Source organism: Dyella sp. SYSU CM1112 (assembly GCF_058216415.1).
The window spans coordinates 1-220 of sequence record NZ_JBZEGI010000178.1; the positions used below are offsets into that span (position 1 = coordinate 1).

Here is a 220-nt window from a genome sequence, read left to right on the forward strand (position 1 = left end):
CAACGGCCTGGTGCTGTTCTGGGGGGGTGTCGATGAGCGTGGCGATATGCTCGACAGCGGCGAATGGTTCAACCCCGACACGCAGCAGTTCGCACGCACGGGCCCCTTGGGCTTGCCCGTGCGCGCCGGTCATACCTTGACGGTACTGACGGACGGCACACTGCTGATGACCGGAGGCTGGTCATCCGATGGCACACCCGCGACCACGGCGGTGCTGTGG

General features: G+C 66.4%; 1 protein-coding gene. It reads left to right on the forward strand.

Going from position 1 to position 220, the window contains the following annotated elements:
* The coding region (locus AC4HNJ_RS22135) for a hypothetical protein (protein ID WP_490481763.1) at window positions 1-220 on the forward strand (220 nt) is incomplete at both ends.